General features: G+C 68.1%; 26 protein-coding genes. 8 read left to right on the forward strand and 18 right to left on the reverse strand.

Annotated features, from left to right (window positions below; translation table 11 throughout):
- The first annotated feature begins 35 nt into the window (after positions 1–35).
- A complete protein-coding gene (locus ACFCV3_RS23115) occupies positions 36–1,256 on the forward strand; it encodes an MFS transporter (protein ID WP_376032953.1) in 1,221 nt (406 codons plus the stop codon).
- Complete coding sequence (locus tag ACFCV3_RS23120; protein ID WP_376032955.1) at positions 1,256–2,137, forward strand: alpha/beta fold hydrolase; 882 nt, start codon at positions 1,256–1,258, stop codon at positions 2,135–2,137. The genes ACFCV3_RS23115 and ACFCV3_RS23120 overlap by 1 nt, the downstream gene beginning before the upstream one ends.
- Here ACFCV3_RS23120 and ppk2 read toward each other — a convergent pair.
- Together ppk2 and ACFCV3_RS23130 are read right to left on the reverse strand one after the other, a co-directional pair.
- Entirely contained in the window at positions 2,108–3,016 is a 909-nt protein-coding gene (gene ppk2 / locus ACFCV3_RS23125; RefSeq protein ID WP_376032956.1) for a polyphosphate kinase 2, read from the reverse strand. The two genes, ACFCV3_RS23120 and ppk2, sit on opposite strands and share 30 nt — an antisense overlap.
- A 42-nt stretch (positions 3,017–3,058) precedes the next feature.
- A complete protein-coding gene (locus tag ACFCV3_RS23130; RefSeq protein ID WP_376032958.1) occupies positions 3,059–4,372 on the reverse strand; it encodes an MFS transporter in 1,314 nt (437 codons plus the stop codon).
- Positions 4,373–4,466: 94 nt separating this feature from the next.
- On the opposite strand from ACFCV3_RS23130, the gene ACFCV3_RS23135 reads away from it, so the two are divergent.
- Positions 4,467–5,279, forward strand: coding sequence for a phosphotransferase (locus ACFCV3_RS23135; RefSeq protein ID WP_376032959.1), 813 nt, complete (start codon positions 4,467–4,469; stop codon positions 5,277–5,279).
- Positions 5,280–5,862: 583 nt separating this feature from the next.
- On the opposite strand, the gene ACFCV3_RS23140 is transcribed toward ACFCV3_RS23135, so the two are convergent.
- The 6 genes from ACFCV3_RS23140 to ACFCV3_RS23165 all read right to left on the reverse strand — a co-directional run bounded on the left by ACFCV3_RS23140 (position 5,863) and on the right by ACFCV3_RS23165 (position 12,920).
- On the reverse strand, positions 5,863–6,564 hold the full coding sequence (locus ACFCV3_RS23140) for a class I SAM-dependent methyltransferase (protein WP_376033333.1): 702 nt from the start codon (positions 6,562–6,564) through the stop codon (positions 5,863–5,865).
- Positions 6,564–7,772 (reverse strand): riboflavin synthase, encoded by a 1,209-nt coding sequence (locus ACFCV3_RS23145; protein WP_376032961.1) that lies wholly within the window; start codon positions 7,770–7,772, stop codon positions 6,564–6,566. The genes ACFCV3_RS23140 and ACFCV3_RS23145 overlap by 1 nt, the downstream gene beginning before the upstream one ends.
- Before the next feature lie 207 nt (positions 7,773–7,979).
- Complete coding sequence (locus ACFCV3_RS23150) at positions 7,980–8,261, reverse strand: isocitrate lyase/phosphoenolpyruvate mutase family protein (RefSeq protein WP_376032963.1); 282 nt, start codon at positions 8,259–8,261, stop codon at positions 7,980–7,982.
- Between the two features lie 32 nt (positions 8,262–8,293).
- Positions 8,294–8,401 (reverse strand): sigma factor, encoded by a 108-nt coding sequence (locus ACFCV3_RS23155; protein ID WP_376032965.1) that lies wholly within the window; start codon positions 8,399–8,401, stop codon positions 8,294–8,296.
- A gap of 956 nt (positions 8,402–9,357) precedes the next feature.
- Positions 9,358–11,424 (reverse strand): DPP IV N-terminal domain-containing protein, encoded by a 2,067-nt coding sequence (locus ACFCV3_RS23160; protein WP_376032966.1) that lies wholly within the window; start codon positions 11,422–11,424, stop codon positions 9,358–9,360.
- 14 nt (positions 11,425–11,438) lie between these two features.
- Positions 11,439–12,920 carry an MFS transporter gene (locus tag ACFCV3_RS23165; RefSeq protein ID WP_376032968.1) on the reverse strand — a complete coding sequence of 494 codons (1,482 nt, stop codon included), beginning with the start codon at positions 12,918–12,920 and terminating at the stop codon, positions 11,439–11,441.
- 118 nt (positions 12,921–13,038) lie between these two features.
- Between ACFCV3_RS23165 and ACFCV3_RS23170 the strand changes: the two genes are divergently transcribed.
- Entirely contained in the window at positions 13,039–13,770 is a 732-nt protein-coding gene (locus tag ACFCV3_RS23170; RefSeq protein WP_376032970.1) for a TetR/AcrR family transcriptional regulator, read from the forward strand.
- Positions 13,771–13,788: 18 nt separating this feature from the next.
- Here ACFCV3_RS23170 and yidC read toward each other — a convergent pair whose 3' ends face one another.
- From yidC to ACFCV3_RS23200, 6 genes are all read right to left on the reverse strand, one after another.
- On the reverse strand, positions 13,789–14,466 hold the full coding sequence (gene yidC, locus ACFCV3_RS23175) for a membrane protein insertase YidC (RefSeq protein WP_376032972.1): 678 nt from the start codon (positions 14,464–14,466) through the stop codon (positions 13,789–13,791).
- Positions 14,467–14,509: 43 nt separating this feature from the next.
- Positions 14,510–14,764 carry a DUF6412 domain-containing protein gene (locus tag ACFCV3_RS23180; protein ID WP_376032974.1) on the reverse strand — a complete coding sequence of 85 codons (255 nt, stop codon included), beginning with the start codon at positions 14,762–14,764 and terminating at the stop codon, positions 14,510–14,512.
- A gap of 4 nt (positions 14,765–14,768) precedes the next feature.
- On the reverse strand, positions 14,769–16,094 hold the full coding sequence (locus ACFCV3_RS23185; RefSeq protein WP_376032977.1) for an RNA polymerase sigma factor: 1,326 nt from the start codon (positions 16,092–16,094) through the stop codon (positions 14,769–14,771).
- Between the two features lie 245 nt (positions 16,095–16,339).
- The gene (locus ACFCV3_RS23190) at positions 16,340–16,960 is read right to left on the reverse strand and encodes an HhH-GPD-type base excision DNA repair protein (RefSeq protein WP_132407569.1); all 621 of its coding nucleotides are present in this window, start codon (positions 16,958–16,960) and stop codon (positions 16,340–16,342) included.
- 2 nt (positions 16,961–16,962) lie between these two features.
- Positions 16,963–17,376 carry a universal stress protein gene (locus ACFCV3_RS23195; protein WP_132407571.1) on the reverse strand — a complete coding sequence of 138 codons (414 nt, stop codon included), beginning with the start codon at positions 17,374–17,376 and terminating at the stop codon, positions 16,963–16,965.
- Between the two features lie 400 nt (positions 17,377–17,776).
- The gene (locus tag ACFCV3_RS23200; RefSeq protein WP_376032979.1) at positions 17,777–19,255 is read right to left on the reverse strand and encodes a glutamate--cysteine ligase; all 1,479 of its coding nucleotides are present in this window, start codon (positions 19,253–19,255) and stop codon (positions 17,777–17,779) included.
- Between the two features lie 144 nt (positions 19,256–19,399).
- Here ACFCV3_RS23200 and ACFCV3_RS23205 point away from each other — a divergent pair, with 144 nt between their 5' ends.
- Both ACFCV3_RS23205 and ACFCV3_RS23210 read left to right on the forward strand, forming a co-directional pair.
- The gene (locus tag ACFCV3_RS23205; RefSeq protein WP_376032980.1) at positions 19,400–20,764 is read left to right on the forward strand and encodes a DNA polymerase IV; all 1,365 of its coding nucleotides are present in this window, start codon (positions 19,400–19,402) and stop codon (positions 20,762–20,764) included.
- On the forward strand, positions 20,757–21,710 hold the full coding sequence (locus tag ACFCV3_RS23210) for a tetratricopeptide repeat protein (protein ID WP_376032982.1): 954 nt from the start codon (positions 20,757–20,759) through the stop codon (positions 21,708–21,710). Before ACFCV3_RS23205 ends, ACFCV3_RS23210 begins: the two co-directional genes overlap by 8 nt.
- Here ACFCV3_RS23210 and ddaH read toward each other — a convergent pair.
- A complete protein-coding gene (gene ddaH / locus ACFCV3_RS23215) occupies positions 21,679–22,440 on the reverse strand; it encodes a dimethylargininase (protein ID WP_376032984.1) in 762 nt (253 codons plus the stop codon). The genes ACFCV3_RS23210 and ddaH overlap by 32 nt on opposite strands.
- A 51-nt stretch (positions 22,441–22,491) precedes the next feature.
- On the opposite strand from ddaH, the gene ACFCV3_RS23220 reads away from it, so the two are divergent.
- Both ACFCV3_RS23220 and ACFCV3_RS23225 read left to right on the forward strand, forming a co-directional pair.
- On the forward strand, positions 22,492–23,010 hold the full coding sequence (locus ACFCV3_RS23220; protein ID WP_376032986.1) for a hemerythrin domain-containing protein: 519 nt from the start codon (positions 22,492–22,494) through the stop codon (positions 23,008–23,010).
- Positions 23,011–23,063: 53 nt separating this feature from the next.
- Positions 23,064–23,834, forward strand: coding sequence for a hypothetical protein (locus ACFCV3_RS23225; protein ID WP_376032988.1), 771 nt, complete (start codon positions 23,064–23,066; stop codon positions 23,832–23,834).
- On the opposite strand, the gene ACFCV3_RS23230 is transcribed toward ACFCV3_RS23225, so the two are convergent.
- From ACFCV3_RS23230 to ACFCV3_RS23240, 3 genes are all read right to left on the reverse strand, one after another.
- The gene (locus tag ACFCV3_RS23230; protein ID WP_376032990.1) at positions 23,818–24,549 is read right to left on the reverse strand and encodes an MBL fold metallo-hydrolase; all 732 of its coding nucleotides are present in this window, start codon (positions 24,547–24,549) and stop codon (positions 23,818–23,820) included. The genes ACFCV3_RS23225 and ACFCV3_RS23230 overlap by 17 nt on opposite strands.
- A 45-nt stretch (positions 24,550–24,594) precedes the next feature.
- Entirely contained in the window at positions 24,595–25,104 is a 510-nt protein-coding gene (locus ACFCV3_RS23235; protein WP_376032992.1) for a MarR family winged helix-turn-helix transcriptional regulator, read from the reverse strand.
- A gap of 83 nt (positions 25,105–25,187) precedes the next feature.
- Positions 25,188–25,577, reverse strand: a complete 390-nt coding sequence (locus ACFCV3_RS23240) for a YccF domain-containing protein (protein ID WP_344163585.1) — start codon at positions 25,575–25,577, stop codon at positions 25,188–25,190.
- Between the last annotated feature and the right edge of the window lie 3 nt (positions 25,578–25,580).

Genomic DNA, 25,580 nt, shown 5'->3' on the forward strand with positions numbered 1-25,580 from the left:
TTTCACGATGTACAGCTTTCTCTACCGTCAAAGACATGACGACGTTGAGCGCAGCACCCACCACGACCATCGACCGGACGCGATCGCGGCTGTCGAGCCTGGTATGGGCGCTCACAGCTACCCACTTCGTCACCCGGGCCGGCGGTGTCGCGCGGTCGTTCCTGGTGCTCTACCTGACCCAGGAGCGCGGCCTCTCCGCGACGACAGCCGGAGCGGTCGTCGCAGCGATCGGCGTCGGGGACATCGGATCGCAGTTGCTGGGCGGCTGGCTGAGCGACCGCATCGGCCGGCGCCGGACCATGCTGATCGGATTCCTCGGCACAGCCGTCGCGCTGATCGCCCTGGGCGCCGCCACCACGCTGCCCGCGATCGCCGCAGCCGCTCTCGGCATCGGCCTGATGGGCGAACTGTTCCGCCCGGTTGGATCCGCCGCCCTGGCCGACCTCCCGCCGAACGAGCGGATCCGCGCGTTCGGCATGCTCTTCTGGGCCGCCAACGTCGGCTACACGATCTCCACAGTCGCCGCCGGCGTCCTGGTCCGGCAGGGGTACGGCGTTCTGTTCTGGATCAACGCCGCGGCCGCCGTCCTCGCGGCGCTGATCGTCTGGCGCTGCATCCCAGAGACTCGTCCGGTCACCGCGGAAACGACCCGGCGTGCTCTGCTGCCGGTTCTCCTCCGCGACCGGGTGATGCTCGCGATGGTCGCGATCCACATCGTCTACTTCACGGTGTTCATGCAGGTGTTCTCGACACTGCCGCTCGTGATGACCAGCGACGGTCTCGGCCCCGGAACCTTCTCGATGGTGCTCGCCCTCAACGGAATCGCCATCGTCGTGATCCAGCCGATCGCCGTCCGGTTGCTCGACGGCCGCGACACCGCCTCGGTGCTGGCCGTCTCGATGCTGCTGGCCGGCGTCGGCGGCGGACTCTCCGCCGTCGTCCACGGCAGTGCCGCCTACGCGGCCGCGATCATCGTGTGGACGCTCGGCCAGATCGGCGTCTCGGTCCTGTTCGGCGCCACCTTCGCCGGTATCGCACCGGCCGATCTCCGCGGCCGGTACATGGGAATCGCCTCCACCACGTGGAGCCTGGGCGCGGTTCTCGGACCGCTCCTCGGCACCGCCGTCCTCGACCACGCCGGCCGAAGCACCCTCTGGGTGACAAGCTCGGCGCTCGGAATCGCACTCTTCATCGCCCAACGCCTGATCGCCCCCTCGCTACGCAACCGCACCAACCACCTTGCTGGAGGAAACTGATGTCGACCACCGAGCGATTCGTGAACGTCAACGACGTGGAACTGTGTGTGCAGTCGTTCGGCGACCCCGCCGACCCGGCCATCTTGCTGCTGCACGGAGCTGGACACTCCCTGCTTGCCTGGGATGAGGAGTTCATCAGCCGACTGGTTGCCGGCGGCCGGTACGTGATCCGCTTCGACAGTCGCGACGCGGGTCGTTCGACCAGCTACCCCGTGGGAGCGCCGACGTACGGGCTGCCCGATCTGGCTGCGGACGCGGCCGCACTGCTTGAGGCGCTCGGTGTTCCGGCCGCACACGTCGTGGGGATGTCGCAGGGATCCGGCGTGGCTCAACTGCTGGCGCTGGACCACGCTGACCGAGTGGCGTCACTAACGCTCGCGTCGGGGACGCCCGGCGGCCCGGGCCACTGGTACGACGATCTGCCGGGCATGTCGGAGGAGATCCAGAAACTGTTCGCGGATGAGCCGGCCCAGCCCGACTGGACCGACCGGGCGGCGGTCATCGAGTACCTGGTCGAGGCCGAGCGTCCGTTCTCCCCCAGGTTCGACGAGGACGGAATGCGCGCGTGGTCCGCGCAGGTCGCCGACCGAACCGTCAACATCGCCGCGCAGCTGATCAACCCGTTCCTGATCAGCGCGGGCGACCCGTGGCGCGAGCGGCTCGCCGAGCTCCGGGTGCCGACGCTGGTATTCCACGGGAGCGAGGACCCGATGTTCCCCGTCGGGCACGGCCAAGCCCTCGCTGCGGAGATCCCGGGCGCCACCTTCGTGCCGCTGGAGCACACCGGCCACGAGGTCTTCCCGCGCCACGTCTGGGACAGCGTCGTACCGGCGATCCTGCGTCACACCGGGTCAGAGGACCGGGAAGGTCCGGTTCGCTGACTCGCCGTGCTCGAGGACCTGGGCGGCGGAACCGAGGATCTTGGGGTCCGGGCCGCCGACCAGCTCGTGGTCCTTGTTGGTGTACTCGTAGAGACTCAGGACGTGCCGCATGGCCTCCAAGCGGGCCCGCTTCTTGTCGTTGCTCTTCACAACGGTCCAGGGCGCGTGGGGCGTGTCCGTGTAGTGGAACATCGCCTCCTTCGCCTCGGTGTAGGCGTCCCACTTGTCCAGCGAGGCAAGGTCGGTCGGCGACAGCTTCCACTGCCGGACCGGATCGATCTGCCGGATCGTGAAGCGGGTCTGCTGCTCGGCCTGCGACACCGAGAACCACAGCTTCACCAGCAACGTGTCGGACCGGACGAGCATCCGCTCGAACTCGGGCGCCTGCCGCATGAACTCCTCGTACTCAGCGTCCGAGCAGTACCCCATCACCCGCTCGACACAGGCGCGGTTGTACCAGGACCGGTCGAACAGCACCATCTCACCGGCCGCGGGCAGGTGCTCGACGTACCGCTGGAAATACCACTGCGTCTGCTCGCGCTCGGTCGGCTTCTCCAGCGCCACGATCCGGGCACCGCGCGGGTTCAGGTGCTCCATGAAGCGCTTGATCGTGCCGCCCTTACCGGCAGCGTCACGACCCTCGAACACGATCACCAGCTTCTGTTTCGACCGCTTCACCCAGTACTGCAGCTTGAGCAGCTCGATCTGGAGCAGTCGCTTGTCCCGGTCGTAGACGTCTCGCGCCAGCCGCTCGCTATACGGGTATCCCTCGCGCCAGGTGTCCACCGGCGTACCGTCGGCGCGGAGCAGGACAGGATCATCGTCTTCCTCGTCGACAACACGGAAGCCGAGCTCTTGGACCAGATCAGGGGTGTTCATAGGCACACCTTCAGCCGACCGGATGACATCCAAGTGAACAGGTCAGCGGTCGAGCACCGGGAGTGGTTCTGCTCGGCCGACGACCAACGCGTAGGTGAGCGCACCGATCACCGCGACCACACCGGCGACCAGGAACGACGGGAGATAGTTGCCGTCGTACAGGTCGAGCAGGAGGCCGAAGACGAACGGGCTGATGATGCCGGCGATGTTCGAGGCGAAGTTCTGGATGCCGCCGATCGACGCGACATGCTGTGAACTCGGCGCCACGTCACCCGGAAGGGACCAGATTCCCGTCGCCGCGATCGCCAGGCTCGCGTACGAGATCGCCAGGAACAGCAGTGCGACGTACACCGACTTGGCCGGTGCCGCGAACACGATCGCCGCACCACCGAGCAGGCCGCCGACCATCACGGTCTTCCGCACCCGGGTCACATCCGCGCCGGCGCGGATCCGCCGGTCGGCGACGATGCCCGCGATCCAGCCGCCGGCGATCGCGGTGATACCGGGGAGGGTGCCGAGGGTGCCGAGCTGCGCGAGGTCGAGCTGCCGCGCGTCCTTCAGGTACGACGGGAACCAGGTGAGGAAGAAGTAGATGACGAAGTTCAGGCAGAAGAAGCCGAGCATCATGCCGCGGATCGTCCGGTACCGGAACAGATCCCGCCAGCGGATCTGCGTCGCGGCCTCGTCATCGGTCTCGTCCAGGCGCGCACCGTTCGCCACGATGTACTCGCGCTCGAGGTCGTTGGCGCCGGAGTGTTCCCGTGGATCGCGGTAGTACCAGTACCAGACCGCGGCCCACATGATGCCGATCACGCCGAGCACGACGAACGAGAAATGCCAGCTCACCAAGGCGATCAGCGCCGTCACGACCGGCAGCGACAACACCGTCCCGACCCGCGATCCCGAGTCGATCACCGCGGTCGCGAACGCCCGCTCATGCCGCGGGAACCACCGCGAGGCCGCCTTGGTCGCACTCGGGTACGCCGGTGCCTCGCCCGCGCCGAGCGCGAACCGGAACGCGAACAGCGACCAGAACCCGCGCGCCAGCGGCGTCAGCGCGGTGACCACGCTCCACCACAACGCAGCGAACGTGAACGCCTTCCGCGACCCGTAGCGGTCCGCCATCCAGCCGGCGGCGAGCATCGCGCCGTCGTACGCCCAGAAGAACGCGCCGAGGATCAGCCCCTTCTCCGCGTTCGACAGATCGAGCTGCAGATCCTCCTGGATGAACGGGAGCGCGACACTCAGATTGGCCCGGTCGAGATAGTTGAGTGACAACCCGATGAAGGCGAGACCTAGGATCAAGTAGCGCCTGCGCGTCGCGCCCGGTGGCGCCTTCACAGAGGTGGCGGTCACTGCGTGCTCCGTTCTCGTCGCGGATCGTCGCACGTTATCGTGCACGCCGATTTTGTGCGGACAAACGTTTCATCCAGTGGAATGAGGGCATTTCGTGTTCGACGACGACGCTGAAGAGATCCCGCTGATCGGTGGCGACGTCACCGTGGGCCTGGTCCGGGTCGGCAGCACGGTACGGCGGCCGCCCGGTGAACGCGCCGACATGGTCCGCGCGCTCCTTCGCCACCTGGAGTCGGCCGGCTTCCCCGGCGCCCCGCGCTACCTCGGTCTCGACTCCGCCGGTCGCGAAGTCCTCACCTACATCCAGGGCGAGGTCGCCGGCCGCCCCCGCCCGGCCTGGATCGCCGACGAGGACCGGATGATCTCGGTCGCCCAGCTCGTCCGCGCCTACCACGACGCCGCCGAACCCTTCGGCATCCCCGACAACATCCCGGCCCCCATTGAGCCGGCCGGCCTCCCGGACCTCAACGACCCGCCCGAGCTGATCGGCCACCAGGACATCACGCCGGAGAACATCGTCTTCCGCGACGGCCGCGCCCACGCCCTGATCGACTTCGACATGGCCCGCCCGGTCAGCCGGGTCCGCGAAGTCGTCAACCTGATGCTCTGGTGGGCCCCCTTCGGCGCCGACGAAGACCTCGACCCGCACCTCCGCGGCCTCGACCGCCTGCACCGCGCCCGCCTGCTAGCCGACGCCTACGGCCTCTCCGAAGCGAACCGCCACCGCCTGATGCCCCTGGCCGTAGGCCTCAACGAACGAGCCTGGCACACCATGAAGCACCGAGCCGAAACCCAAGGCGGCGGCTGGGCCCGCATGTGGGACGAAGGCGTCGGCACCGTCATCAACCACCGCCAGCACTGGCTCGACGAAAACGCCGACGCCATCACCCAAGCCCTACTCGCCTGACCCACTCCTGCCAGCACGAACAACAGGACATATCCACCCCCGCACCCCCGCGCCCCGCCTGAGCAGCCCTCACCTGCCCCGATCCAGCGCACACCTCCTGTCCTTCGTGCACCCACCCCCTTCCCTGCTGCTGCGGTTCTGATTTCCCTCCAAAATGGCGCGCGCCTTCAGTGGTTAGACAAGACCTCTTGTACAAGCTTGATTGCAGACAGGGCCAGTACGCCATCGCCAGACGAGCGACGCATTCGAACGGGCCGCACCTCACCCGAAAGCCCCAGCAGGCCAGCTCCGGGCCAGGGAACCCTGGTCTGACCTGGTGGCCGCAGTCGAGCGCGCCCCTCCCCCTCCAACCCATCCGCCGCCCGTCCGGGGCCACTCCCTCGCCGCCCCTTCCACCGCCCATCCCGGGCGCACTCCCCCGCCGCCCCTTCCACCGCCCATCCCGGGCGCACTCCCCCGCCGAGCCTTCCACCGCCCGTCCCGGGTGCACTCCCCCGACGACCCATCCGCCGCCCATCCGGGCGCACTCCCCCCGCGACTTCGGCCGGCAGTGAGAGCGGGCCGAAGCCGAGCGGCGCGAGACTTACGGGCGGAGGGTCGCGGCCACCAGCAGGAGCGGTGGGCGTTCGCGGTGGATCGCCAGGTGCGGGCTTCTCCGGACCAGCGCCTCCGACGGTTGCGGTTCGGCCAGCATGTCCAGCTGGAATCCGTGCTCCCGCAGCGCGGCCAGCGTCGACGACACCGTCCGGTGGTACTTCACCACGTTCTCGACGAACCACTTTCGTTGCCGTGGGCCCTCATTCGCGTAGCTGTCCAGCCGGTCGGCACTCTCTTGCACCGGCGCCGTGATCACCGGGTGCTCGACCGAGAACACGAATCTTCCACCTGGCGACAGCCACCGACTGATCCGGCCCACCAGTCCGTCGAAGTCCTCCACGTAATGCAGCGCCAAACTGCTCACCACCAAATCGAACGACCGCAGCGCGAGCTCCAGCGTGGCGATATCCGAACGGTGGTAGCGAACCCGCGGATGCTGCCCCGCGTTGGCCAGCATCGACGCCGAGGCGTCCACGGCCAGCACCTCGGCCGCCCCAGCCTCGGCCAACCACTGCGCGAGTCCGCCCTCGCCGCAGCCCAGGTCGAGCACCCGCAACCCAGCCGCCGGCGGGAGCAGTGCCTTCAGCGCCGGGATCTCCAGCTCGTCGTTCAGCCCGCGCCTCTCCCGCCGAAGCTGCTGATAGCCCGCCAGGAACACCGGATCGTCGTACAGCTCGGCGCCCTTCATCACAACCACCGGGCCAAGTCGTCGACACCGACCATCGGCAGCTCCCAGCGCAATGCGAACTGCTCCAGGTCCACGGCATCGGCCATCACACCGTCCGCCCGCATCACCTCACAGCACACCCCGACCGGAGCCAGTCCAGCAGCCTTGCACAACGCGACCGTCGCCTCGGTATGTCCCTTCCGCTCAGCCAGCAGCCCTGGCCGGGCAGCCAGCGGGAACACATGCCCAGGCCGCAAGAAATCACCCGGTACGGCGTCCGCCGCGGCCAGCCGCCGAATCGTCGCTGCACGCTCGGACGCGCTCACCCCGGTCCCGGCCGATGCCGCGAGGTCCACCGGCACGTGCATCGCCGTACCCTGCCGATCTCCTTCTCCCGGCATCCGCGGAATCTCCAGGCGCTCCAGCACCTCCGCAGCGCACGGGATCGTCGTGTGCCCGCAGACCTGGGTGAGCAGGAAGATCATCGACTGCGGCCGGAACCGCTCCCCCGCGAAAACGACATCACCTTCGCCTTCCAGCCGCGGATCCCACACCACGACCCCGCCACCGGCCGCGATCTGCGCGACCGCCTTCTGTACCCCGGCCGGTCCGCTGAGATGACCGGCCCAGGGCAGCTGCGATACAGCCCTGACCAGCTCGGGCCCCTGCCCGTCGCGGGCCATCCGGGTGAGCAGGTCGCTCTCCAGGTTGACCCTGTCCCCGGCGACCAGAGCCCCGAGGTTCGTCCGCTGCAGAGTGTGCGGGACCAGGACCACCGAGAATCGGTCCTTGAGCACCTCCGCCACCGTCAGGCTGACCCCGTTCAGCGCGACCGAGGACTTCGCGACCAGCCGGGCCAGCAGCCGCTCGGCCGGCTTGATCCAGATCCGCCGCCCGGCCGGCTCGTCGTCGACCCGGAGCACTTTGCCGACGCCGTCGACGTGCCCCTGAACCAGGTGCCCGTCGATCCGGTCGCCGGCCGCGAGCGGCCATTCGACATGGACCGAGCTGCCGGCCGCGATCCGGTCCAGGGTGGTACGGCGGCGGGTTTCGCCGGTGATCGCCGCGACGAGTTCGCCGGGCTTCGCCGCCTGCATTGTGAGCCGCACACCGTCGAGGCACACGGCCCCACCGACGTCCAGCCGGATCCCCGGGTCGAGCGTGACCCGCAGGAAGTCTTCGCCGACCTCGGAGACGGTGGCGGTGTGCTCAATGCTGCCTGTGAACATAGGTTGCTACCTCTGGTGACGAGATCAACCAGGGACCCGGCCGGATCCGAGCACGAGCGGAGTATCACCGCGTGGCTCCGGCATCGCCGGATTGCTCCGCCGGAACCGGCGGAGCCGATGGGCCCGGGATCGCTCCCTGCCATCACACCTTGGAATCGCACCAGCCGTCAGTAAAGCACAGCCCCGGTTCCTCAGCCCCGTGCTGCATCACCACTCGAAGGGGTTTGTTCCGGCGGCCAGCGCCGGCAACATGACCGAGGCGAAGCGGCCGTACAGCTGACGCTGCAGCATCGGGCCGAAGCTGACCCGGGCGACTCCCAGCGCGGCGAAATCCGCCACCGGCCGCTCTCCTCCCCCGAACGCGACATTGACCGGGCCATCGATTCGCTCGGTCAATGACCGGATGACGTCGGGGTCACCGGTGCCGATCGGGTAGACACAGTCCGCGCCGGCCGCCAGGAAGTCGGCCTGTTCGCCCGCTTCGATCATCGATCCGGTGCGCGGATCGGAGTCCTCCAGCTTCAGGCCGACCGCGCAGCGATGCCTTTGCGGGCCCGGAGGTAGACCTCCTGGACGACGTCCTCGGCGTCGTGATGCGAGCCGAGCATCCGGTAGCGGTGCGCGAGCAACCCTTGCGCAATGCGTCGAACTCTTGGTCGAAGCCGGCCTCGCCCACAAACCCCTCCTCGTGCCGGCATCCCTCAGACTCCACCAACCGCCCAAAGGACTCGGTACGTCTCAACCAGTGAGCTTCGACAGGATCAATACGGCCGCCTTCACCTGGCACGGCGGGTCCGTGACACCCGGCCCCGGCGCGACCGTAGCGTGGGTTGCCCGAGGCCAGTTCAGACCCCCTCGGTGTGTCCCGGTCCCCCGCTGCCACAACGTCCGACGAACCCGCAGCCCCTGTCTCCGCATCATCGGACGTTAGTCACCAGTCCCAGCTAACGTCCGAACGATCGGAGGGCTGGTCTCCGGATGTTCGGACGTTAGGGGATACCCGCAGCGACGGGTCGCCGAATCCCCCTCCCCAGACCGGTTTGGGGAGGACGTGGAGCCTCGCCATCCACCCCAGCCACCGCGGCTTCACCTTGTCATGGTCTGTACGCCGTTCTTGCCATCTAACGCGCCAAAGACCCGAGATCGTGGAGCGGGAGTCGCCTTGAGCACCCCTTAACTATCTGACACCCCGCCGAAACGGTTGAACCGTGCCCAAGGTCCCAAGGCCAGCGCACCTTGAGCACCCCTCAACCATCTGCCGACTGCGCACATGGTTGACCCGTGCACAACGTCGTACCAGCTCGTACGGAGAGCCCTTAACCAACAGGCCTTGGGTTGCACAGCTCGAGGGAGATCCCCGGAGATGGTGGGGGTCGCGCACCTGCGCCGAGGCGCTGGTTCCTCGGTGCGGGAGGTGAGGCGACAGTTGCCGGGGACGTGAACAGGAGGTGGTGGCCGAGGACAAGGCATTACCTGTTCAAGCCCGCTACCAAGTGTGCCCGCCCCCGCGAACTGGCCGGATTCTGGCCACCGAGCATTCCGTCACTAGTGCGGAGACCGGCCGGGAAGGAGCCCGGCCGGCCACTCAACCAGTGAGCTTCGACAGGAAGGACAGGTCGAGGACGGCCGGCTTCAGCTGGTACGACGGGGGCGTGACACCGGCCAGGTGTTGCAGGAGGTAGTTCCAGCGGCGGCGGACCACGTAGTGCTCGTAGCCGATCATGATGTGTTCGGCACGCGGAACGATGAGCAGGTCGAAGTCCTTGCCGGCGGCAATCAACCGCTCGGCCAGCCGCAGCGTGTGATGCGGGTGCACGTTGTCGTCGAGGCCGCCGTGGGTCAGCAGGAGCTTGCCTTCGAACTGCTCGGCGAAGTCGAGCAGCGAGCTGTCCGTGGTGGCGTACGCCTCGCCGAAGGCCTGCATGTAGTAGCGGTTGTCGAGGTTGCCCGACTCCGCCACGCCGACCTTGAAGAACTCGGGGAACTCCCCCATCGCCCGCACGGTCGCGTAGGCACCGCCCGACGTACCGAAGATGCCGACCCGATCCAGGTCCATCCAGGGCCGGGTCTCGGCCAGCTGCCGGATCGCGGTGACGTGGTCGTCGATTCCGGCGTTGTAGTTCCCGTACGACGCGTCGTGGAACGCCTTGTCGCGACCCGGCACGCCACGCCCGTCAACGACAACGACGACGAACCCGAGCGCCGCCATCGGATCCGCGTCCGCGCCGTACAGACCGGGATCGAAGGTCGGGCCGACACGGTTCACCTGCGGTCCCGGATACGGGTGATCGACGACCGGGTAGCTGACCTCCGGGTCGAAGTCGTGCGGCTTGTAGAGCAGCCCGAACAACGAAGTCACCCCGTCGGCCGCGAGCACCTGGAACTCCTCCGGTGGCCGCCAGCCGGTCGCCATCAACGCTGTACTGTCAGCCGCCTCCAACTCGACCAGCAGTTGCCCACTCCACGATCGGACCGAGTGCACCGGCGCCAGGCCGACCGTCGACGCGCTGTCCACGAAGTAGCCACCGTTCGGCGGAACCGCGACCTCGTGATCCAGGTCGTCGTTGGTGATCCGCGCGAACCCGCTGCCGTCCAAGCCGATCCGGCACACCGTACGACGCATTGGCCTCCCGTCCACCAGTCCCGCGGCTGTGAAGTAGACGACTCGTTCAGCCAGGTCCACGTGCAGAATCTGCCGGACACTCCACTCCCCCGACGTCACCTGACCAAGCAGCTCGCCACTGTGGACGTCGTACCGGTAGAGGTGCGGCCAGCCGTCGCGCTGTGAGTACCAGAGCACCTCGTCCCCGCACACCCGGGTGATCGCGGGCAGGTCCATGAACTGGTTCGGCTCGATCCGGGTCGGTCCGGACTCGGTCAGTACCACCGCGACCTCGCCGGTCGCCGGGTCCAGACGCTTCAGGTGCAGTGTCCGCTGATCCCGCGGCTGGTCGAGGAAGTAGATGGTCTCGCCGGACCACCACGCCCACTTCCGCGAGATCGGTGAGAGCAACGGCAGCACGAACGGCTCCCCCTGTGCCCGTACCGCGGCACCTGTCTCGACATCCAGTACGACGAACTGCGCCAGCGGCACGTGTTCGTCGCCCGGGTAGGCGTAGCGCTGGGTCAGCAGCTCCGGCGCACCACCGTCGTCCGGCAGCACATCGATCAGATGCGTCTCCCGAACCAGCCGGCTGTCCAGCTGATGTGTCAGGATCCGGCGCGAGTCCGCCGACCACGCCACCGCCGGCGGGAGATGCGGCAGCCCCAGCTTGCCCAGCAGGATCTTGATCGCGAACGGGCTCGTCCCGTAGTCGTTGTCCTCCGCACCATCCGTCGTCAACGCCCGCTCCGAACCGTCGGAAACCGTGCGCAGCCACAGATCCGGACCGTTGCGGAACACCTCATACTTCCCATCCGGCGACACCACAGCCAGGAAGTCCCCGGTGCCGGGCGGTGCCGGAATCGACTCGATCTCGGACCGGGTGCCGGCGGCTGGGTCGACCAGGTAGGTGCGGTCGGTACCCGAGCGGGTGACCTGGTAGCTGAAGCGCGCACCGTCGTCGCTCCAGTTCGGTGTGATGCGGCCGGCGTCGACCAGCTTCGGGCGGTTGTGGCGCAGCAGAGCTTCAGCAGCTTGTACGTCGATCATCGGGCGGATCCCTTTCAGTGAGTCAGAACCGGAGCGTCGACCGCCGCCGGCTTCTTGTCGCGGAGGAGCAGGAAGGCAAGGAGGGCAGAGCCGGCGACCGCGATCGCACTGGCGACGAAGGTGCCGGACATGGCCTCGGCGAACGTGATCTTGGCGAGCTGGGCCAGCTGACCGTCACCCGTACTCGCGGCGACTCCGAGCGCTTCGCCGATCGAGCCGCGGGCCGCCTCGGGGGTCGAGTCGGGCATGGACGAGGTGAACTGCCCGGCGAGGGCGCTTCCGAGGATGGCGATCCCGAGTGCAGCACCCGCCTGCTGGACGGTGTCGTTCAGCGCCGAACCAACGCCGGCGTGCTCGGTAGGCACCGCACCCATCAGCGCGGCAGTCGCAGCGGGCTGTGCCAGACCGGCGCCGATGCCGAAGACACCGAGTGCCAGCGTGATCATCCCGAAGCCGTCGTCGGCGCGCAGGGTCGCCATCACCCCGAAGCCGGCGGCGAGGACCAGCAGACCGATCACCGTCAGCGGGCGGTTGCCGATCTTCTGGCCGAGCGTGGCGCCGATGCCGTTGACCAGGATCACCGCGACCGCCATCGGGACCAGGGCCAGACCGGCGCGGGTCGGCGAGTAGCCGAGGACGAACTGCAGGTACTGCGTCAGCGCGAGGATCAGACCGCCGTTCGCGATCTGCAGGAGCACGAGCGACAGGCTGCCGCCGCTGAAGTTGCGGTCCCGGAAGAGGTGCAGCGGAACCATCGGCACCGGCGTACGGAGTTCCCAGACGACGAAGGCGACCAGGCCGGCCACCGCGAGGATCGCCATCGGCCACGACACGCCTCGCTCAGGCAGCTCGATGATCACCCACACCAGCGACACGAGACCGATCATCGACAGCACCGCACCGACCGGGTCCGGCTTGCGCCACGGGCCCTTCGACTCCGGCATCCAGATCACCGCGGCCGTGATCGCGATCGCAACCACCGGCACGTTGATCAGGAAGACCGAACCCCACCAGAACTTCGCGATCAGTGCACCACCGAGGACCGGGCCGCCGATCAGGCCGACCATCAGCACCGAGCTCCAGATCGACATCGCCTTACGGCGTTCCTCGTCGTCGAAGACGGTGATCAGCACCGACAGGGTGCTCGGCATCACGACGGCTCCCCCGATACCCATCAGGACCCGGCCGGCGATCAGCAGCTCCGGACTTCCGGCGTACGTCGCGACCAGCGAGGCGGCGCCGAAGATCGCCAGGCCGATGATCATCACCTTCTTCCGGCCGTAGCGGTCGGACAGGCTGCCGGCGGTCAGCAGCAGGCCGGCGAAGACCAGGATGTAGCTGGCGACGATCCATTGGATCTCCTGGGCGGTCGCCCCCAGGTCCTCGGTCAGGACCGGGATGGCCACGTTCAGCACACCGTTGTCCAGCACCAGCACCAGGGTGCTCAGGCAGAGCACGATCAGAATCAGCCACCGACGCGGATGACGAGCAGTCATCGCGCACCTCCTCAGAATGTTTGTTGAACGGTGTGCAAGTTGCTTGAACAGTGTGCAATAGAACTTGAACGCTGGTCAAGTCCTGCACAACGTTCAACTCATCCGGTAGGCTGCCGGTATGGCGAGCGAGGAATACCCATCGGTCTGGACCCGGCCCAAACGCAACCGGCGGCGCGAGCAGCCGGTGCTGAGCCAGGAGCAGATCGTCGCCGCGGCGATCAAACTGCTCGACGCCAACGGCATCGAGGCGCTCACCATGCGCAAACTCGGCGCCGAGCTGGGCGCGGTCGCGACCGCGGTCTACTGGCACGTCGCGAACAAGGACGAGCTGATCGAGCTGGTCGTCGACCACGTGTACGGCGAGATCGACGTACCGGAGATCTCCTCGCCGGACGAGTGGCGGGCCGCCGTGACCGCCTTCGCGCAGAACTTCCGGAACATGATCCTGCGGCATCCGTGGCTGGGCTCGACACTGGCCGATGTCGGCGTCACCTTGCTCGGCCCGAACATGCTCGCCTCCTCCGACCGCACGCTCGGCCTCTACCAGGCCGCCGGCTTCGGACTCCGGGAGGCGAACCACGCCTCGACCACCGTGCTCAGCCACGTCGTCGGCCTCGCCGCGACCGAAGCCGCGACGATCAGCAAGATGAAGCGCAGCGGCCTGTCCGAGCAGGAGTGGATGGCCAAGGTCTGGCCCGCCGCCGAACAGGCCGCCGAGCCCTACCCGCGCCTCAAGGCCTTGTACGCCGAGTACACGAGCAGCTCTGCCGCCGACAACGGCGACGAGGTCTTCGAGTACGGCCTGGCCTGCGTCCTCGACGGCCTCGAGGCTCGCCTCAGCCGAAGGTAGCCCTAGGCAACCAAATCGTCAGCGTTGCAGGACCGTGCGTTCGACGACGGTCCAGGTGGTGGTGGTCAGCACGTACAGGCCGGCCGCGAGCGGGACGAAGGCCACCGTGAGCACGGTGCCGTACGGCAACCAGCGAGCGAGCCGGCGGGCCAGCGGCGTTGCGGACTCGTCCAGCTGCCGGAGCGCGAGGCGTGCCGAGAACCACGCCACCACCGCAAGCAGTACGGCGAGCACCAGGAACCCCGGCGTCGCGGCGAACACCGGCCAGTGCAGACCGAGCGGTGCGCCGAGCAACGTGCCGCTGATCAGCTGGTTGGTCTCACCGCCGACCAGCGCCCGGGAGAACAGCGTGTACATCAGCCAGAAGAACGGCAGCTGCGCGAACAGCGGGAGCATGCCGGCGAACAGCGTCGTACCGTGCTCGGTCTGCAGTTTGGCCAGCTCGCGCTGCAGACGCTCCGGATTGTCGCGGTGGCGCTCGGTGAGCTTCTTCAGGTGCGGCATCAGCGCCGCACGAGCGCGCAGCCCGCGATGCGCACGCACGCTGAGCGGCAGCAGACAGAGCCGGACCAGCAGGGTGCAGGCCACGATCGCGATGACGGCTGCCCAGGAGCCGGTCAATGGCTGCAGGACGGAGACGAGGGAGGACAGCAGGTGATAGGCACCGGAAACCGGTGCCTCCAGGAAGGAAGGCACAACGAACTCCAAGAGTGAGAAGGATCAGGTAGCGAGAAACTCGCTACCGTCCCGGGGCTCTTGGTCTCGGTCGGCCGGCGGCGTCCGGATCCCGGAGCCGGAGGAATGCGGTGCGCTCGGCGCGGTCGCGGACCGAGGCGGCGCGGGCGAGCAGCGGGGCCGGCGTGGGCGCCGACGAGCGGGCGACCACCAGCACGGCCAACAGCAAGGCCGCCGCCGTGAAGACGGCGGCGGCCAGAGATGCCGTATCGAGGACAGGGATCACCAGCGCAAGCGCACTGGCGATCAGCTGTCCCATGCGATCAGTCCAGGTAATCGCGCAGAACCTGCGAGCGCGACGGGTGCCGCAGCTTCGACATCGTCTTGGACTCGATCTGGCGGATCCGCTCGCGGGTGACGCCGTAGACCTTGCCGATCTCGTCCAGCGTCTTCGGCTGGCCGTCGGTCAGACCGAACCGCATCGAGACCACGCCGGCCTCGCGCTCGGACAGCGTGTCCAGGACCGCGTGCAACTGCTCCTGGAGCAGCGTGAACGAGACCGCCTCGGCCGGCACGATCGCCTCGGAGTCCTCGATCAGGTCGCCGAACTCGGAGTCGCCGTCCTCACCGAGCGGAGTGTGCAGGGAGATCGGCTCGCGGCCGTACTTCTGCACCTCGATGACCTTCTCCGGGGTCATGTCGAGCTCCTTGGCGAGCTCCTCCGGAGTGGGCTCGCGGCCCAGGTCCTGCAGCATCTGGCGCTGGACGCGGGCCAGCTTGTTGATGACCTCGACCATGTGCACCGGGATCCGGATGGTGCGGGCCTGGTCGGCCATCGCGCGGGTGATCGCCTGCCGGATCCACCAGGTGGCGTACGTCGAGAACTTGTAGCCCTTGGTGTAGTCGAACTTCTCGACCGCACGGATCAGACCGAGGTTGCCCTCCTGGATCAGGTCCAGGAACAGCATGCCGCGGCCGGTGTAGCGCTTGGCCAGCGACACCACCAGACGCAGGTTGGCCTCGAGCAGGTGGTTCTTGGCGCGCCGGCCGTCCTCGGAGATCCACTCGTACTCGTCGCGGACCTTCTCCTTCAGCTTGTTCGCCTCGTCGCCGATCTGCTCCTCGGCGAACAGGCCGGCCTCGATCCGCTTCGCGAGCTCGACCTCCTGCTCGGCGTTCAGCAGCGGGACCTTGCCGATCTGCTTCAGGTAGTCCTTGACCGGGTCCGCGGTGGCCCCGGCGACCATCACCTGCTGCTCGGGCTCGTCGGTCTCGTCGGCCTCGGACACGATGAAGCCCTGGTCCTCGGTGATCTCCTTCTCCAGGACCTTCACCGTGTCGGGCTTGAAGTCGGCGTCGTCGACCTCGTCGAGCGCGCGCGGCTTACCCGTCTTGGGGTCGATCGCCAGTCCGGCCTCGGATACTGCCTTCTTGGCGGGCGCCTTCTTGGCGGCGGCCTTCTTCGCGGCGGGGATACCGTCCTCCTTGGTGCCGGCGGCCTTGACCGCAGCCTTCTTTGCGGCCGCCGCCTTCTTGGCAGCGGGGTCGGTCACTCGGGCGCTGGTCCTCGGAGCCGCGCTGCGGGCGGTCGCGGCGACCACTGCCCGGGCTGACTCGGCGGGAACATTCTCGGACGAGCTGGACGACACGAAATACCTCTCGTCTGACGCAGGGTTTTGTACGACGTTCTGGTGCTGGTACAGCATGCTTTTGGATACGGCTGTGTGCGGCGGCTCGCTGGTCAGGCGGCGACAACACTCCATTGTAATCCGCAGACCAAGCCAAGGCGTTCCGCGACCCCCCGAAGGACGGCCTCAGGCCTCCACCGAAGCGCTGCCGCACGCCGGTGGAGGCCTGTGTCCCGCACTGTCAGTGGCAGCGCGCCAACCGTGCTCTACCCGTTCCTGGTCTGCCGCAACGGCCGGGCGACCACCCGCTGCCGGCCGACCTGCTGCTCCTGCTTGAACTGCCGCACCTTCACCAGAGACGCGACATCGATCACGTCCGCGACCGACTTGAACGCACCGTCCTCGCCGTACGGCTCGGAGGCCTCGCGCCAGCCCCGCGGCCGGACCTTCAGCTGCTTGCCGAGCAGCGCGACGAAGATCTTCGCCTTCTGCGCGCCGAACCCCGGCAGGGCCGACAGCCTGGCCAGCAGGTCGTCCCCGGACTTCACGTCGGACCACAGGCCCGACGCGTTCCCGCCGTACTCCTCGTCGAGATGTTTGGCCAGGGTCTGGATCCGGGCCGCCATCGCGGTCGGGAACCGGTGCACCGCCGGCGGACCGGCGACGATCTCGACGAACGCGTCGGGATCGTAGTGCGCGACCGTGGTCGGGTCGAACGGGCCGGCCATCCGCTTGGCGATCGCGACCGGGCCCGCGAACGCGCGCTCCATCGGGATCTGCTGGTCGAGCAGCATGCCCACCAGCAGTGCGAACGGGTCCCTGCTCAGCATCTCGTCGGCGTCGGGCTGCTGTGCGAGGCACAGCTTCTTGCTGCGTGTCGAAGTCACCCCTATTCCTCCCCTTCCTCGGCCTTTACTGCCAGCACCGGGCACGGAGCATCGAGCAGCACCCGCTGGGCGTTGCTGCCGAGGATGAGCTTGCCGACCGGTGAACGGCGCCTCAGGCCGATCACGATGAACTCCGCGTGCACCTGCTCGGCGACGGCCACCAGGTCCTCCGCCGGATCGAGTCCACGCACCAGCTGCCGCACCTCGTACGGCACACCGGTCGAGTCGAGCTGCTCCCGAACCTCCGTCAAAGCGGCATCACTCGCCGCGGCCTCGTCGCTGTCGAAGGTGCGACCACCACGGTGCGAGTTCACCACCACCAGCTTGGCGTCGCGCAGCGTCGCCTCTTCGGCCGCTCGCCTGAGGGCGGCACGGCCCTCGGCCTTCGGCACATATCCCACGACGATGGTCGTCATCGCCCTGCCTCACCTCCGGGTGTCAATGTCGACCCGTTCCGAACGATACTGCTCCCGGCCTGAGTCGGCATCCGCTGCCATAACACCACCTGGTGTCGCACTTGCCAGCTGGCGTGTCGCGGTCGGCCGATCGTCGAGCGGGTAGTACTCCGGTACCGGTGCAGCCGTCGCGACGACCGCTACGCCGGTGCCCGAGTACTACCCGCGGCGGGACGCTCTAACCTTCCGGTTGCCACACCTTTGCAGGGCTGTCACCCAACGCGCCACCCCTGTAGGCCGGGTCGTTATCGAACTCGTCCACCCAGTTGCCCTGGGCAAGATCGCCGGTTCCGCCCGGCTGACCGTGGTTCCGCGCTCCCCCGAGCGTGTTGTCCACCGTTGTCTGGACTGATGAACCAGTTCAGTCGATGGGCCATTCGTGAACCGGCGTGTTGTCGTGCATGTGGTCGCGATAGCGGCGCAACATCCCCCGCAACGCGTCCTTCCGGCCGTGCGATCCCTTTGTATACAGTCGATGAAACTCGTCGACCTGCCACGACGCGCCGTTCCGGTTGGTCAGGCAGCGCTGCTCGATGATGCCCAGCAAGCGATCCCGTACGGCGGTGTCGACGCCCCACGCATCGAGTCCCTTCGTGGCGAGTGGGAGCAGGCGCCGCAACACCAGCTCGGTGGCCCGCGCCGTACCGACTCCCGGCCAGAAGACCTCGGCGTCGATCCCGCTCTTCGCTGCCTCGTGAAAGTTTTCCTCAGCGGCGCTGAACGACATCTGCGACCAGATCGGCCGTTCGTCGTCAGCGAGTGCTCGGACCAGGCCGAAATAGAAGGCCCCGTTGGCGATTGTGTCCACCACGGTCGGACCGGCCGGCAACACGCGATTCTCTACGCGCAAATGCGGCTTCTCCCGAACAACGTCGTACACCGGGCGGTTCCAGCGATAGATCGTCCCGTTGTGCAGGCGAAGCTCCGAAAGCGCCGGCGTGTCACCACGATCGAGAACGGCGATCGGATCCTCGTCGGACGTCACCGGCAGCAGCGCCGGGTAGTAGCGCGAGTTCTCCTCGAAGAGGTCGAAGATCGAGGTGATCCATCGCTCACCGAACCACACCCGCGGCCGCACACCTTGGGTCTTCAACTCGTGGGTGCGGGTGTCGGCGGCCTGCTCGAACAACGCGATGCGCGTCTCGCGCATCAACTCCTTGCCGAACAGGAACGGCGAGTTCGCACCGATCGCCAGCTGCACACCGGAGATCGCCTGCGCGGCGTTCCAGTAGCGGGGGAAGGCCTCCGGGGTCACCTGCAGATGGAACTGCGTCGACGTACACGCGGCCTCCGGCACGATGCTGTCCGCGGTCACCTGCAACCGCTCGACACCGTCGATGGAGATCTGCACGTCCTCACCGCGGGCGGCGAAGATCTGATCGTTGAGCAACGCGTACCGCGGGTTCGTGCTGAGCGCCTCGCGATGGATGTGCTCGGTCAGCAGCGTCGGCAGGATGCCGACCACCACCATCGACGACCCGGTCCGGGACGCCTTCTCCTCGGCCGCGTTCAGGCTGTCGCGGATGTTGGACTCCATCGTGTCCAGCCCGATCCCGTCGATCTGCCCGGGCGGCACGTTGATCTCGATGTTGAACTGACCGAGCTCGGTCTGGAACGCGTCGTCCTCGATCGCGCTCAGCACCTCGGAGTTCTTGAACGCCGGGTCGCACTGCTCGTCGACCAGGTTCAGCTCGATCTCGATCCCGGTCATCGGCCGGTCGGGCGCGAACCGGTCCTCGCGCAGCATCCGCGCGAAGGCGTCCAGGTTGCGGTGCACCTGGTCGCGGAACGCGGTCCGGTCCGCCCGGGTGAACTCGACCCGGTCGACTTCCTCACCCATTGCGCCTCCCCGGCTTGGCCTCTCGCCTCAGTGTGCCTGAAGGTGCCCGTTCCCGGCGTTCCTACTCGCGTGGTGGACTCCGGATTGCCGCCAGCAACCAACGGCCGCGCGGGAATTGTCGGTGCGACCGGGCAGGATGGTCAGGTGCGAAGGGAACCGTCGGTGCTGCATGTCGATCTGGACGCGTTCTTCGCGGCCGTCGAGCAGCGGGACAAACCCTCGCTGCGCGGCAAACCGGTCGTGGTCGGCGGGATCGGGCTCCGCGGCGTCGTCTCGACCGCGTCGTACGAGGCCCGCAAGTACGGCGTTCGCTCCGCGATGTCGACCGCAGAAGCGCGTTCGCGGTGCCCGCACGCGGCGTACCTGTGGCCACGCTTCGAGATGTACCGGGCGACCAGCCAGGCGGTAATGGCCGAAATGCGGGCCTTGTCGCCGCTCGTCGAGCCGCTCTCGCTCGACGAGGCGTTCATCGACCTGGCCGCGGCAGGCCTGACCGGGCTCACCGACGACGACGTGCAGGCGATCTCCGAGGACCTGAAGGACGCGATCCGGGCGGCGAGCGGCGGGCTCACAGCGTCGGTCGGGGCCGGCACGTCGAAGCTGATCGCGAAGATCGCCAGCGACCTGGACAAGCCCGACGGCGTGGTCGTCGTACCGGCCGGCACCGAGGCGGCCTTCCTGGCGCCGATGCAGGTCACCGTGATCCCCGGCGTCGGTCCGGCGACCGCGCAACGGCTCAGTATGGCGGGCGTCCGGACCGTCGCCGACCTGCAGCAGCTCGACGAGGACGAGCTCGTCCGCCAGGTCGGTTCGGCGCACGGCACGAGCCTGCATCGGCTGGCCGTCGCGGCCGACGACCGGCCCGTGGTCAGCGACCGGGAGACGAAGTCGGTCAGCGTCGAGGACACCTTCGAGATCGACATCATCGACCGCGCGCTGCTGACCGCGATCGCCGACCGGATGGCCCACCGGGTCTCCGAGCGCCTGCAGAAGGCCCAGCTCTCCGGGCGGACCGTGACGCTGAAGTCGCGGATGCACGACTTCACCACGCACACCCGCTCGTCCACCCTCGCCGGCCCGACCGACGACCCGCGGGTGATCGCCCGGGTCGCCCGGCGGTTACTCGACGACACCGACCTGGCCGGTGGTATCCGGCTGCTCGGGGTAGGCGTCTCGTCGCTGGCCGACTGGATCCAGGACGACCTCTTCACCGAGAGCGAGGCCGCGGAGGCGGCGGCCGAGGTGGTCGAGCCGATCGAGATGCCCGACCGGTCCCGCGAGCAGCCCGGCTATCACCCCGGCCAGGACGTCCAGCACCCCGACCACGGTCCCGGGTGGGTGTGGGGCTCCGGACGCGGGCGTGTCACGGTCCGGTTCGAGACCGCGGAGACACCGCCGGGACCGGTGCGGACCTTCGCGATCGAGGATCCGCTGCTGACAAAAAGGGCATTCGCCGCGGCGGAGCAAGACGCCGGGGCCGAAACTCGACACAATGGGCCGAATGAATGAGGAACGGCGGGGGGTCTACCCGTTCTGCGGCAGCTGTACGGCGTCGTCGGTCGCGTGGCGGGTCACCGATCCCGCGGGTGCGACCGGGATCGGCCGCCGGTTCTACGGCCACAGCGACATCTGCGAGGACTGCGGTTCGTCGGTCCGGACGCTCTACACGACGTTCCTGTGGATCCCGCTGGCGAAGGCCGGGCGGTTCCGGATCATCCCGACCGGTGGCCGGACGTACGTCGCCCGCAAGGTGATCGACACCCCGGTCGTCGCCGTACCAGGTGAACCGGCGTCGGCGATCGGCGCGCATCCCGAGCTGGAGCGCGATCCGTCGTACCGGCAGGCCGAGTCGTACTGGGAGGCCAAGGAGCCGGGTCAGGCGCTGCCGTTCTACCAATCGGCGCTGACGCAGCGCGAGAACGTGCTGGCGGCCGACGATCCGGCCACGCTGCGCGTGCGGCTGCGGGTGGCTCAGGGCTTGCTCGCGACCGGGAACTACGGGCGGGCGATCGCGTGGTTCGAGTTGGTGACGCCGCAGCTGACCCGGGTGTTCGGTGCCCAGCACGAGCTGACGCGCGCTGCGATCGAGGGCGCGACCGGCGCTCGGCTGATGACCGGCGGTCCGCGCTCAGAGGCGAGTCTGCTCAGCGACATCGTCGCGGTCGACACCAGCAACCTGGATGCGCGGGACCCGCAACTGATCCGCGATCGCGCTGCACTCGGGCGTGCGCTGCTTGCCGGTGGCCAGATCGCTCAGTCGATCGAGGCGTTGAGCGCGTCGGTCGTCGACGCCACGGCTGCCTTCGGTGCGGACCATCCGGACACCGTGGTCTACAAGGCAGCTCTGCGCGAGGCGTGTGACGTGGGTGCCGCGCGTGGGCGGAAGCGCGATCTGCCGGCCGTCGAGGCGGCGCGGCGGCTGCTCACCGACGAAGGCGCACCGACAGACAGGTGACACACCCTTCGAGCTTCTCGAACTCACTGATGTCGACGACGACCGGCGTGTAGCCGAGCTCCGCGAACAAGGCAGCGGACTTCGGCGCCGAAGCCGCCATCAGCAGCCGGTCCTCCCCCAGCAGTACGACGTGTGCCCCGGCCTCCTCGGGGACTGCGCGGAAGGCGTCGAACGCGGCCGGGTCGTCGACAAGCGGCTCGTATCCGATCACCGTGCCATCGGGCAGCGCGGTCACGGCCGACTTCAGGTGCAGGACCTTCTGCACCGGCACCGCTCGGACGTCGGCGCCGAGCGGGGTCAGCGCGGCCGTGAGTTGCCGGATGCCCTCGGCGTTCGTGCGCCCGCCGAGGCCGACGTACACGGTGTTGCCGACCTTGAGGATGTCGCCACCGTCGAAGGTGCCGGGGTCGGTCACGTGGGTGATGCGGTAGCCCTGCTCACGCACGGCCTGCTCGGCTGCAGCGGCCTCGGGACGCCGTGACTCGGCTCCGGCCCGGGCGATCACCGCGAGGTCGCCGTACACGACCATCGTGTCCTCGACGAACACACCATCGGGGCACGCATCGGCCGGTGGCACCTCCACGGGAGTCCAGCCGTGCTGCTCGAGTACGTCGACGTACTGCTGCCACTGCCGTACGGCGAGCTCGGGGTCGACCGGCTTCCGTTCGATGTGGGTGATCAGCCCCTCGGCCAGGCGGGGACTCGGGCGGCGGACGAGCGCAGTAGGCATGTCCGCAGCGTAACCGGGGTACCGGGCGCCCAACGTGTGAAGGAGGAACTGATGCCGAAGATCCTGCCGGCTTCGGGTGGTGACGTCGTTGAGATCATCCTCGCCGACCACCGCTGGTTCGAAGAGGCGCTGCGCGAGCTGCGTGACGAGCAGAGCGACCGGGCCGCCGTACTGGCTGACCTGGCGACCGTGCTGATCGCCCATGCGGAAGCCGAGGAGTCGAAGGTCTATCCGGTGCTGCGGCGCAAGGACGCCATCGATGCCGAAGAGGTCGAGCACTCCGAACACGAGCACGACGAGGGCAACGAGGCGCTGCTGGATCTGATGCAGGTCGACGACACCGCGAGCGACGACTTCAGCAAGAAGCTGCACGAGCTCTCCGAGGCGCTGACCCATCACCTCGACGAGGAAGAGCGCGACGTCCTCAATCCGGCGCGGACCGAGATCTCCGAGGAGACCCGGCACCGGCTCGGCAGCACCTTCGCCCACGAACGCGCCCGGCTGATCGAGGCCGGCTGCGGTGATATCGCGAACGTCCGCAAGATCGTCCAGAAGGCCCATTCCAGCTGACCTTCCGGGCAATCAGGACCTGCGGACACCTTGGATGACGCACACTCCTGCCCATGAGCATCGGGCAGGAGTGGCAGACCTCGGTCGACGACGGGACCGGCTGGGTGTTGCGCGGTTCAGCCGGCACTTCCTTGACGATCAGCCTCGACGAGAGCGGACCGCTGCCCGTCCTCACCTCCAGTGCGTCCGGACCGGTGCCTGCCGACGCGGCCTTCGGGTTCGCGTTCGAGGCCTCGGTCGGGTTGCTGCGGCCGCGTTTCATCAGCCGGCGGAGCGGAGACGTCGTACTGGCGAACCTCGCCGGAGCGCTCTCGCTCGCGGGCCGGACCATCGGCAACTGGAGCGGTATCGAGTGGCCGACCGTGCTTGGCGAGGAGCTGGCCGACACGCACTTCGCGGGGCCGTATGCCGAACGGGTTCCGTTCCTGCAGTTGCACCTCACCCTCGACGAGGGCTCGATGAGCCTCTGCACCTGTGCGGCTGGGCCGGTCTGGGGACTCGAGTTCGAACCCGACGTAGAGATCGAGCTGAACCACTTCGACGAGGGATTCAGCCGCCCGCACACCCGTCTGCCGCTGCCGACCGGGCGCGTGGGGCCGGTGCAGGTCGTGGTGGACGACAGCCGGCGCGGTTTGCTTCGGCGTGACTCGATCTTCGCCGAGGCGCTGCTCTGCATCGGCAACACCTCAGTGCTGCTGATCGCCGCCGAGCCCGACGAGGAGGGCGTCTGGCGCCGGTACGACAAGTCGGTCACCGTGGTGCGCAACCCGCGCGCCGCCGACGCGCTCGCCTGGGAACCGCCGCGGCCTAGAGCAACAGCTTGAGTCCTTCGGTGGCGGCGATCACTTCGCCGTCGAAGACTGCCTGTGCTTCGGCGACGGAGGTCGCGCGATCCGAGCCGGGCCAGAAGTGCGTGAGCAGCAAGCGGTTCGCGCCCTTCGCTGCACCTGCTGCCTCGGCTGCGGTCATCACGTAGCGCGGCGTCGTCTGGGGTGACGGGCCTTGCAGGGTTGCGTCGGCGATGAACAGGTCGGTGCTTGCAGCGAGCTGCGCGTGTTTGTCGGACGGTCCGCTATCACCGGTGTAGGCGAGGGATACGCCCGGGGCCGTGAGTCTCAGGCCGAAGTTCGGCACGTAGTGCGGCAGCTGGATGGTCTCGACTGTGAACGGCCCGAGCCTCGTGGTGAACGCGAGGTCGTGGATCTCGAAGACTGTCGCTGGATCGGGGTTCGGTTCCAGTGCTCGGAGTACGTCGACCACACCAGGCGGGCTGTGCAGCGGGATCGGCGGCGCATCTGGGGCTTCGTAGTATCGGACGCGCGCGAGTGCGCTCACGTCGACGCAGTGGTCCGGGTGCTGATGGGTGACCACGACTGCGTCGACCTCGGCGTGCGGCCGGTGCTGCAGGAGTTGCGGCAGAGCGGCGTACCCGAGATCGAGTACGACGCGGAAACCGTCGTACTCGATCAGGAAGCCGGCGCACGCGCGACCCGCCTCGGGCCATCCGCCGCAGGAGCCGAGGACGGTGAGCGACCTCACCGGACGACGAGAGCTGTTGGCATGCCGCCAGGGTAGTTGCAGGGTTCAGTGGTGCCTGGCTGCGCCGCCGACGTTGTGAATCATGCGCTGCAGGACCTTGAGCGCCAGCACGTAGTCGGCGTCGTCGATGCCCTCGTGGATCTCCGCGCGGGTCTGCTGCTGGCGGGCTGCGGCGCGGCGGTGAAGGTCGTCGCCGGCGGCCGTGCGACGCAGCACGCGCCCGCCGTCCGAGGTTTCTTGGGTGAGCAGCTCACGCCGCAGCAGCGCGTCGATGTCGTGCTCGATGTCCTGGTCGCCGAACTCCAGATACCCGCGCAGCACACCCACGACGTCCGCACGCCCGCGAGCCGAACCATCGCCGGGGACCTGGTTGAGGATCCACCACTGGGGCTGGGTGAGGCCGTACTCGGCGAGCGTCGTGCGGATGTGGTGCACCACGATCTGCCCGGCCGCGGAACTCCAGTAGCCGATGGGTTGATCGGCCAGGTCGGCGTCGCTGTGCGACGGGACGAAGGCGGGCTTCGTGGCGCCGTTCACGGGCGCGGTGTCGGTCATGCGCCACAACCTAGGACCTCAACTTTAGTTGAGGTCAACAGCCGCGGGCCGGACGGTCGGCGGGCTCAGCGGGCTCAGCGACCTCAGCGGGCGAAGGGCTGGTCGGTCGGGACGATGTCCTTGCCGAGCGGCAGCAGGGAGATCGGGATCAGCTTGAAGTTCGCGATGCCGAGCGGGATGCCGATGATCGAGACGCAGAGTGCGATACCGGTGACCAGGTGGCCGAGGGCCAGCCACCAGCCGGCCACGATCACCCAGATCAGGTTCCCGAGGAGAGCACCGGCTCCGGCGCTGCGCTTGTCGACGATCGTCCGGCCGAACGGCCACAACGTGTAGCCCGCGATCCGGAACGACGCGATCCCGAACGGGATCGTCACGATCAGCACGCAGCAGATGATGCCGGCGATCGCGTAACCGACCGACAGCCAGAAGCCGGCGAGGACCAGCCAGATCAGGTTGAGCAGCGTTCTCATAGC

This window comes from Kribbella sp. NPDC056345, assembly GCF_042262745.1.
Taxonomy (GTDB): Bacteria; Actinomycetota; Actinomycetes; order Propionibacteriales; family Kribbellaceae; genus Kribbella.